The organism is Streptomyces sp. NPDC127190, assembly GCF_042672505.1.
In the GTDB taxonomy this organism is placed as follows: domain Bacteria; phylum Actinomycetota; class Actinomycetes; order Streptomycetales; family Streptomycetaceae; genus Streptomyces.
This window is the reverse complement of the sequence record NZ_JBHXVE010000002.1, coordinates 160,882-170,261: the sequence shown is the minus strand read 5'-3', so window position 1 is coordinate 170,261 and position 9,380 is coordinate 160,882. Positions and strand designations below refer to the sequence as shown.

Below are 9,380 nucleotides of genomic sequence, written 5' to 3'. Positions count from 1 at the left end.
GCGGGCGGGCGCGCGGACCCGGGCCCGCCCGCGCGCCCCGCGCCCCCTCGGGTCGTCGCGGGCGGGGGCGGGCGGGGGGGGCGCCCCCCCCCGCCCCCCCCCGACCCGCCAGCCGGCGGTGCAGCCGCTGGGCGTGCCGCTCTCGGCCGGAGGAGCCGAGCACGGGTGCGGCGGCGCCGTCGGTATAGAGGTCGTAGAGCCGGACGAGCTTCAGCACCTCCGCGACATCGGTGACGACGACGGTGGTGCGCTTACCCAGCTTGGCGAGATGGACGGCGATGATGTCGCGCAGTGTGCTCTTGCCGGCGCCGACGATGCCGAGCAGGTGCTGGATGCCGTCGACCGTGAAGGTGAAGTCCTCGTCCTTCCTCGTCTTGTGGAAGGTTCCGTTCTCCTTGGTGGACAGGTCGAACGACCGTAACCGCTCCAGCCACCGTGGCGCCCGTCCCTCGCCGAAGCGGGTGTGCTGTGCGTCCATTTCCGCCGCCGTGCGCTCCAGCCCCTCCCTGGTGAAGACAAGGGGCTCGCCGCCGCCGGCCGGTTCCAGGTCCATGTCGTGGGCGACGAGGGGGGTGCGGGGGACCGGCGGCAGGTCGACGACGGCCATGGTGCGACTGACCGGGAAGGCGTGCGGGCCCTGACCCGCGACCGGCAGCCGCTTGCCCGCCAGCGGCGGTGCGGCACGCAGCAGTTGTTCGTAGACGGAGAAGCGGTCGCCGGCGACGGAGAGGTCGCGGCGGGCAGCAGGTGTCTCGGCGTCCGGTACGTCGTAGGCGCGCACCCTGGGGTCGAACCTCTGGTAGGTGTCCAGCGCATCGAGCCAGGTACGGCTCCGGCGCAGCGTCCACAACGAGTACCTGGCGATACGCAGGGTCTTCGCCGCGTCGGATGGCAGCGGTGCCCGGTGCGCCTCGGCGAACCCGTACCCGCTGAACAGCACCCAGGCGCTGCCTGCGGGGCTGCCCGGCATCATCTTCTGCTGGAGGTACAGGCCGAGTTCGACCTGGCAGAGGGCTTCCAGCGTGGGCTGGGGCACGGAGGACCCCAGAAATGCTTTGAGCGCGTTGAACACGTCGGTCAAGGGCGGGGTGAGGCTACGCATCGTCCTTCTCCTCTCGCCGGGCCTGTCCCAGGTCGGGCACGAGGTCCACGGGGGTGGTAAGCACCAGCCGGTCCCGCAGGAGCGCGGGAAGGGCGTCGGTGAAGACCTGCCGGTAGCCGTCCCGTCCGGCGAGCGCGTCGGGGACCACGACGAGGGTGCGGTCCGCGAGGGGTGTGTTGTCGGTGAGATGGGCTGCGAGGAGCGCCGGCTGAAGGCGGTCGTACACCTGGATGTCCACGGTGCGGGGGCCGGTGTCCCAGAGCCGGTAGGCGGGCAGAAGAGCGGGCAGGGTCTCGTACGCGGCTTCGGCGCGCTCCAGTGCCTCCCGGGCGGCTTCGTCGGTGCGGTCCGGCAGTACGAGGTACCACCGCAGCGAGCGCTGCAGGATCCACGCCTGGTCCGGCTCACGGATGAGCCGCGGAGGGGCGTCGCGCGGGCAGTCCTCCCCCTCGCACCAGACTTCTGCGCCGGTGCCGGCCGGTCCGGGTACGGGCACGGCACTGTCCCGGGGCAGCGCGGGGAGCCTGCACGAGGGGCAGTACAGGAAGTCTCCGTCGACGAGCAGGAACTCGGGCAACGGACCGTAGAGATTCTTGACCCGGCTCCAGACCGCCCTGTTCCAACCCGGCGCGAAGCGGTCCTGCTGGTGGACGACCGGGTGACGCGCCAGGAACGCCCGGCACTGCCGGTAGCGCTCTTCCGTTCCACTCCGCGCGTGCAGGTCCCCGAGGAGCGCGCGGGCGTGTGCCGCCACGCCTCCATCCGGTCCGTGCGAGGCCACCTCGAGACACGACCGGGTCGGCATCCGGCCGACCCGGTGCACCAGCGTGGTGCCCGGCGAGACCAGGGAGGAGGGGACCGCGAAGAGTGAGTCGTCGGACGGCCTGGTCCGGCACCACTCCCACAGCTCCGGAAGACTCCTCGGCGGCGACTCCCCCGCTTCGAGGCAGCGCATCACCGTGTGGTCCAGCGCACGCTGGGCGAGGCCGGGATAGGGCAGGGTGAAGGAGCGGAGCCCTTGGACCTCGGAGAGAGCCGCCACCATGCGGGCGAGTTCGCCGAAGAGGTCGCTGCCCACGCCCTCGGGCGCCTCGCCGGCGTCCGGCCGATCGGCCCGGCCGGCCGACCCCGCCCTCATGCCGCGGCCTCGCTGACGGACGACACCGTGCACCAGCGGGCCACTTCGCACCGCTCGCAGGAGCGTCCGGGCCGGGCCGCGTACCGGTCGTCACTGTGCCAGTCGGCCACCATCGCCCGCAGTACCTTCTCGGCGGTGACCCGATTGGCCGGGGCGAAGGGATCGATGATCTCCAGGTCGGCGCCGCCGGGGCGCAGCACCTCTAGCTCGACCCGGGCGCGAAACGGTTCACCGCCCAGGTCACCGCGGGCGATCAGCACGACGGCCAGGGCCAACTGCGGATATCGCTCCAGCAGAGGGCGGTCGGACCGCCGGTCGGTGACGGAGGTCTTAGTCTCGCGCCACACCCATGACCCGGCATCCCGGTAGAGCAGGTCGGGCGCGGCCAGGACCACCACGTCGGCGGTGGTGTCGTGTCGCACCACCCGGGGCTCGGTCCGCACATCCGTGCCGTCCCCGACGTACCGCAGCGGGCAGACCGCGGCGTGCCGCCGCAACAGCAGGGCGCCGAGTGCGCGTTCGTCTGAGGGCAGGTCGAATCCTTGCGGGACCCACTCCTCGGGAACCTCGACCGTGCAGGGCCGAGGCGATCCGTGGGCGTGCCGTTCGGCGAGGTAGGCATGCAAGGCCCGGCCGCGCTCGGCCGTCACCTCGCGTTCGACGGAGTCCGCCGTGGGCAGGTGCAGCCGGCGCATGTGGTCACGCGCCGGGCAGGTTCGGTAGGCCCGCCCGTTGGTGACCGACCATGTGCGGCGGGGCCGGTCGTGCGCCTCGATGCCCAGCAGTCCGGGCGCTGTGCGCAGGGCCGGGCACACCGACAGGTAGGGGCATCCGCCACAGGCGGACCCCGGGCGGTATTCCCGTCCGTCCAGTACGCCGGCCAAGGCGGCGGGGCCGTGTTCGCGGTACCGGGCGCGCGCCTCTTCCCGGCTTCCCGCGAAGAGTTCCCGCGTACGGCCGTCGAAGAGTGCGAACTCCACGATCCGTACGTGCTCCGGCGGCGGTCCGGGTGCGCCCTCGGCCAGCACCAGGGCGACGGCCGCGGTGAAGCCGTCGGGCGGCAAGTCCCGCAGGCGGTGCACGGGCAGACGAAGCTCGCGGTAGGCACCGTCCGGGGAAGCCAGGCAGCGGCCCCACACTGTGAGGCGGTACTCCTGGGCGTCGCGCGGGTCGGGGCCGGGCGGCCGGTAGCGGTACGTCCACGGCTCGGGCACCTCGTGCAGGGGACGTTCCGGGTCGAGAGGGAAGGCCGACTCGTACATCTGCACGCCGTGCTCCGACCAGGTCCGCAGACCGTCGTGCAGGGGCCCGGTACGTGTCCGAGGCGGGCTGCCGGCAGGCCCCGAACGGATGTCGCAGGCAGCCATGAAGGGGCCCAGAGCGAAGTGCTCCAGCCTCTCACGGCGGCGCGGTACGGGGTCGGTGGTGTGGTAGCCGCGGGTCTTGAGTGCGTCAGCGGCGGGGCATCGGAACTCTCCGCCCTTGAACATTCCGGCGGATACCGTGATGACTTCGGAGGTGCGGGTCACCCCGTCGGGGGGCAGCCATGGCTGTGACATTTCGTGCTCCATTTCCGTACGGAGGAAAGGTGGATGGCCGTGAGGGAGATCGAGGAGATCGGCGATGTGGAGAAGCGCTACGAAGTGCTGGACATGGTCGGCGACGGCGGCCAAGGCGACCTTTTCCTCGGGCGTGACCGCAACAGCGGGCAGAAGGTGGCGTTGAAGCTTCAGAAGGCCCGGGACCTCGGACCCGAGAGCGATTTCCACTGGGCCGGCGATGAACTCCTCAAAGAGGGATCACGCATGATGATGCTGACAGGAATCCAGGCGATTCCCGAAGTCATCGCCACGGGGACACACCGGCGACGCCGGTGCCTGGTCATGGAATTTGTCGAAGGGCACCAACTGCAGAAGGTCCTGTCGGCGGCCCTGCCCGTTAAGGATCCTAGGACCGTTGCCGCCGTCATCGGCCAACTGTGCGAAATTCTGGCAGAAGTCCACGACCGGAATCTGGTGCACTGCGATCTCAAGCCCGAGAACGTCATCGTGCAGCCGGACGGCCGTCTCCGGCTCATTGACATGGGCCACGCGGTCGTGGCGGATCAGGAGACGGGATACGCACGCGGCACGCGCGGCTGGGCCTCCCCCGAGCAGTCCGACGCGTGCCCGTCAGGTCTGACGCGGCAAGCGGACATCTTCGCACTCGGCTGCATCCTGCTGGAGATGACCGTGATGCGCCTGCCCTACGGCGGACAGGACGAGCGGGCGGAAGAGGGCACCCCGGTGCTGCCGGCCGACCGGCTCGCCAAATTACCCCCCGAGTTCGCCTCCCTGGCGCTGTGGATGGTCCGGTGGAAGGCGGCGGAGCGCCCCGCGGATGTCCGTGAAGTGTTCGATCGGCTCCGCTGCTACCTACCCCAGCTCGGCTCGCAACGGCCATCGAAGCCCCTGCGCCCGGACCCGACCGAGTACTACCGCACGCATCCGCCCCGGCTTTGACGGTGAGCCGACGGCCGCCGACCGGGCGGGTCACCTCAGCCCTTCCAGCCGCTCCCGGACCTCCCGCACCCCCTCACCGCCCATCAGCTCACGCAACACGATGACTCTCTCCAGCTCCCGCACCGCCGCGTCGGTGTCGCCGGCGGACACCAGGACATCAGCGAAGAGCATCCGTACCTTGTCCTCGTTGGGCCAGTTCTCCTGTTCGCGGTAGACGTCTGAGGCCTGCCGGTACAGGGTGATGGCCTCGTCCCGTTCGGAACGGGCCAGGTGCACCTTGGCCAGAGTGAACAGCACATCGGCCAGGCCGCTGCGCTCCGTCGTGCGCTCCACCACGCCCAGAGCGTCGGCGCACCGACGGAGCGCCCGCTCGTGCTCGCCCCGGTCGAGGTGGATCGCGCCGAGGACGTTCAGAACAGCCGCTTCCCCGACCCGGTCGGACACCTCCCGACACAACTCCAGTGCACGGCGGAGCACTTCCTCCGCTCCCGTCAGGTCGTCCTGCTTGCGCAGGGTGAGCCCGAGCCGGTGCAGCGTACGGGCCAGACTCAGCCGGCCTTCCGTGCTGCGGTCCTCCTCGCTGAGCCGGACGGCCCTGCGCAGGGCGCCCACCGCCAAGTCGTACTCAGCGAGCCGCCAGTAGGTCCCTGCCAGCGACCGGTGGACCATGGCGCGATCGACCGGACCCGCGACGGCTTCCGCCGCCTCGGCGGCGTACCGGAGGTTCTGCCGCGCATCATCGAGCAGGCTGCGGCGCCACTGGTAGGTGACCAGGGCCATCGGAAGCAGCCATACATACCGGTCGATACACCGATTGATCGCCAAGTGAATGCCTCGCTGGACGGTGGCGTACTCCTTGTCCAGGAACGCCATCGCCTCCGCAGGGTCCGCGGGGTCGGTGACCCTGACCGCTCCGGGCTCGCCGGTGCGCAGAGTGTGTTCGCGGTCGAGCACCCGGTCGCAGGCCCGGACGTTGTGCAGCTGGTGTTCCAGCACCTGTCGTACGGTCGCCTGCTCGATCTCCGCGTTCTCTCCGTCCGGCACCGGCCGCACGTGCCGAAGGGCGAAGGCCCGCACGAGGTCGTGCAGCCCGAAGCGGTCGCCGTGATGTTCCACCAGGTTCGCCGCCACGAGGTCCACCAGGGCCAGGTCGGTACGCGTCCCTTCGTCCACTGCCCGTCCCAGATCCATCACCGCCTCCCAGGAAGCGCTGGGCCCGGGGTGGACGGCGAGCTGCCACAGCAGCAGCCGGGCTTCCTCATTCAGCACGCGCACGGAGCAGTTGAGGGCGGCGCGGACCGACAGTTCGTGCTCGGGCAGGTCCAGGGTGTCCAGCTTCGCCCGCTCCAGCTCCTTCTCCATCTCCCGCACCAGGGCGGGGAGGGTGTGCAGCGGACGCGCACCGACCTCCAAGAGCCGGGCCACCACCACCAGGGCCAACGGCAGTCGACCGCAGAGGTGGACCAGCTTGCTGAAGGGCACGGCGTGCTTGGCCCGGTCCTCGGCCGACACTTTCTCCTGGAGTACCTCCAGGGCGTCCGCCTCGTGCAGCGGCTCCATCTTGCGGAACAGCACCTTTCTCTCGGACTGCAGCCGCAAGAGGTCGTTACGACTGGTGACGATCACGGCGCAGGTACCGTCTCCGGGAAGCAGCGGCAGCACCTGCTGGGCGCTGCGCGCGTCGTCGAGGACGATGAGCACCGACCGGTGGGCCAGCGCCGACCGCAGCGCGTTGCTCTTGCTCTCCGTTCCGGTCACCGTGGTGTAGGGCGGCAGCGCGGCCAGAAAGCTGTCCAGGATCTCGTCCGGTTCGGCGGGCCGCACGTCTCCGTCGGCGAATCCGTTCAGTTCGCCGCGCAGCACCCCGTCGGGAAACCGCTCCCGCAGCCGACCGGCGAGGTTCTCGGCCACCGTGGTCTTCCCGACGCCCGCCATGCCGCTGATCAGGACCAGCGCCAGATTGCCGGCGTCCTGCTCCTCGCACACGGCCTCGAAGAGGTCACCGATCAGCTCGTCCTGCCCGATCGGCTTGCGCCTGCCGCCGGGCAACTGGTCGGGAACGGGGGGCAGGAGCGCCCCGCCCGGCCGGCGGCCCTCTCCCCGGACCTGGTCGATGGCGCTCTGTACATCGACGTCCGCTTTTCCGTTGCGCTTCTCCCACTTCTTGATGAGCCGCTCACGCCGGGACTCCGGCAGGTCTGCGTGGGCGAGCAGATAGAACCGGAAGATCTTGGGCAATTCCGGCGCACGCTCGAACCATTTCTCCGTCTCTTCGCGCAGCCATTTGACCTCCATGGACTTGTAGGCGGCGTCCAGCCGCGCGTACACGGCGGCCATCAACTCGGCCCGCAGCTCCTCCCGACGTAAGTGGAAGCCGGTCTCGGACAGTCCGTGCAGCGGTTCGTCCTCGCCGTTCCACTCCTCCAAGGCCGCGCCGAGCAGCTCGAACTGCGCTTTGCAGGTCAGTCCCTCAGCCTGCTTCACCTTTTCGCGAAAACGGAGCAGGTCGACGTCTCCCACCGGCACGCGGAGCGTGCAGTAACCCGACTTGCCGCTATGGGGCACGGACTCCTGGCCCAGCCGCTTCCGCAGGTCGGAGACGACGCGGTCAACCCGATCGCCGACGTCCTCGACGCCCTCCCAGAGGACTTCGGCTATGTCCTTCCTCTTACATCGGCAGCCTGGCGCGGTCACCAGGAGCGCGAACAGGGCCGCCACCTTCGACCCTTCGACCACCCTCCTGCCGCCGCCCCCTTCGGCTCGCACCGGGCCCAGCACGTACCCCTCCATCGCCCTCTCCCTCACCGCGCCGCAGTCAGTGATCCGGCCCCTCGCCGGCGCTCCTTGATCTGTGCGCCGCGCTGTGCCGCTTCACACGCGCTTGCTTCTTCACGCCCCCGGGGACTCAGTTATCCCTCAGTTTTCGCTCTGCGGCCCCGCTTCACCCGCGGGCACGATGGCACCAGTCGCTCGCAGAAGCACGAAAGGGCGGCTTAGTCATCCATCGACTCATCAGAGAGGAACCGCGAACCCGATGAACAGCCGTCAGCGGAACCGCCGGGCAGCCCGTCTACGCCAGTCCCCCGACTGGCCGCCGAGCCGCCGCCGGCGGGCGGCCGTCCGGACCGAGGACACCACCCCTGCAACCCCGCCCACCGAGGCGCCGGACACCTCGTCCTCCGAGACCGCCTGAGCGCAACAGTTCGTGGGTGCCCGTTCTGTACGGGCACCCACCAGCCTCGCGAACTTCGTCACCGGCGAGTTCGCGGCCTGGCTGCCCCGCTTGTCACACGCTCGTGGTCAAAGGCGGCGTTACCTGGTCGAGAAGACCACTACCGCATGCTCACGCATCAAAGTGAGGCTGGTGGGACTCGTCTCCGCTTGACGCGGATATGAGGCGATACGTCTCCACCACAGGACACACCTCGTCCAGCATCTCGGTACCTCCAGCACCTCCGGACTCAGGTTTCCGCAGTCCGAGAGAGGACATTTCCTGATGTATCCACTGCGCAGCAGTGCGTTCGCCTCGGTGAGGCGGCACTTCGACGATCCCCGGACCAGTGACGCGGTCTACGTGCTCGTCCCCCCGCACACCGACGAGGCTGATCCGGTCTGGCTGACCGCCGCCGAGACGCACGAGGCCTTGTACGGCCCCGGCTCCGACCCTCAGTTCGCCAACGCGGTCTGGAAGGAGGTCATCCGCAGGGCACAGAGCGACCTGACTCCAGACAGCACGGGGAAACTCCTGGCGATCTGGCTGGCCCTGCCCCGGTTGACCGGGACGGTCCACCGGGTCTGCACGCGCCTGCGGGCCGACCGGTCGGACGTGGAGGCCGAGATGGTCCTGGCTCTCCTGGAGAAGCTGGCGGATCGGGACGGCGCGAGCTGTCTCACCGACTCCTCTCTGCTGCACGCGGCGCGCGCCAGGGCGTGGCATCTCGCCCGGGAAGGGCTGCGGGAACTTCCCTCCACCCAGATCGAACGCATCACCGAGGAGCACGCTCTCACTGCGTCCGGCGAGGAGGCGGACGCTCCGGCGGCGGAGAGCCTGGACGTACGGGTCGACCGTCCGGACGGCCCGGACGGGCTGTGCGCGCCGCTGCGTTTCCGGGTGCGCCCGGAGCATCTGCGCCGACAGGGAATCTTCATCGACACCGACGACGGGTCGCAGGACCGTTCGGCGGGTCACAGCCCCGGGAAGAAGCGACGGCCCAGGCGCCGCGCGGACACCCGGCCGGTCCGCCCTGCGGGGAGGCGAGGGTGAAGGACCCGGCAGAGGGCCGCCTCAGTTTCACGGAGATGTTCGACCTGCCCGTCGCAGTGGACCTGCGCACGGCGGCCCGAGCACTCGGAATCGGCTCGACGACCGCGTACCGGCTGATCCGCGAGCACGAGTTCCCCTGCCCTGTCCTCCGCATCGGACGTAGGTACAGGATTCCGACGAACGAGCTGATGCGCGCCCTGGGGATCGAGGACCGGCCGCTGTACAGCGTGGACCCGGAATAGGACACGGACGGCGTCGGCTTCTGACGGTAACCAACGTGCGGCTCCGTGGGCACCGCCCCCGAGCCCCACCGCCCGGGCTCCAACGACGCGGCGATAGGCGCCGACGCGCCCCGCACCGTTCGCCACGGCTGCG

General features: G+C 70.1%; 7 protein-coding genes and 1 pseudogene. 4 read left to right on the top strand and 4 right to left on the bottom strand.

What is annotated here, in order from left to right; all coding sequences use genetic code 11:
• The 3 genes and pseudogenes from ACFVIU_RS04100 to ACFVIU_RS04090 all read right to left on the bottom strand — a co-directional run.
• Window positions 1-1,102 (bottom strand): annotated as a pseudogene (locus tag ACFVIU_RS04100) (hypothetical protein); the annotation flags it as partial.
• Entirely contained in the window at window positions 1,095-2,240 is a 1,146-nt protein-coding gene (locus ACFVIU_RS04095; RefSeq protein ID WP_385840479.1) for a hypothetical protein, read from the bottom strand. The pseudogene ACFVIU_RS04100 and the gene ACFVIU_RS04095, both read right to left, overlap by 8 nt.
• Window positions 2,237-3,799, bottom strand: coding sequence for a PD-(D/E)XK nuclease family protein (locus tag ACFVIU_RS04090; protein WP_385840478.1), 1,563 nt, complete (start codon window positions 3,797-3,799; stop codon window positions 2,237-2,239). Before ACFVIU_RS04090 ends, ACFVIU_RS04095 begins: the two co-directional genes overlap by 4 nt.
• A 39-nt stretch (window positions 3,800-3,838) precedes the next feature.
• On the opposite strand from ACFVIU_RS04090, the gene ACFVIU_RS04085 reads away from it, so the two are divergent.
• A complete protein-coding gene (locus tag ACFVIU_RS04085; RefSeq protein ID WP_385840477.1) occupies window positions 3,839-4,741 on the top strand; it encodes a serine/threonine protein kinase in 903 nt (300 codons plus the stop codon).
• A 30-nt stretch (window positions 4,742-4,771) separates the two neighbouring features.
• Here the strand turns inward: ACFVIU_RS04085 and ACFVIU_RS04080 are convergent, their stop codons facing one another.
• Window positions 4,772-7,531 (bottom strand): tetratricopeptide repeat protein, encoded by a 2,760-nt coding sequence (locus ACFVIU_RS04080; protein ID WP_385840476.1) that lies wholly within the window; start codon window positions 7,529-7,531, stop codon window positions 4,772-4,774.
• Window positions 7,532-7,775: 244 nt separating this feature from the next.
• Here ACFVIU_RS04080 and ACFVIU_RS04075 point away from each other — a divergent pair, with 244 nt between their 5' ends.
• The 3 genes from ACFVIU_RS04075 to ACFVIU_RS04065 all read left to right on the top strand — a co-directional run bounded on the left by ACFVIU_RS04075 (window position 7,776) and on the right by ACFVIU_RS04065 (window position 9,247).
• The gene (locus ACFVIU_RS04075; protein WP_157854403.1) at window positions 7,776-7,934 is read left to right on the top strand and encodes a hypothetical protein; all 159 of its coding nucleotides are present in this window, start codon (window positions 7,776-7,778) and stop codon (window positions 7,932-7,934) included.
• Between the two features lie 303 nt (window positions 7,935-8,237).
• Window positions 8,238-9,005, top strand: coding sequence for a hypothetical protein (locus ACFVIU_RS04070; RefSeq protein WP_385840475.1), 768 nt, complete (start codon window positions 8,238-8,240; stop codon window positions 9,003-9,005).
• Entirely contained in the window at window positions 9,002-9,247 is a 246-nt protein-coding gene (locus ACFVIU_RS04065) for a helix-turn-helix domain-containing protein (RefSeq protein WP_385840474.1), read from the top strand. The genes ACFVIU_RS04070 and ACFVIU_RS04065 overlap by 4 nt, the downstream gene beginning before the upstream one ends.
• Window positions 9,248-9,380: the final 133 nt, after the last annotated feature.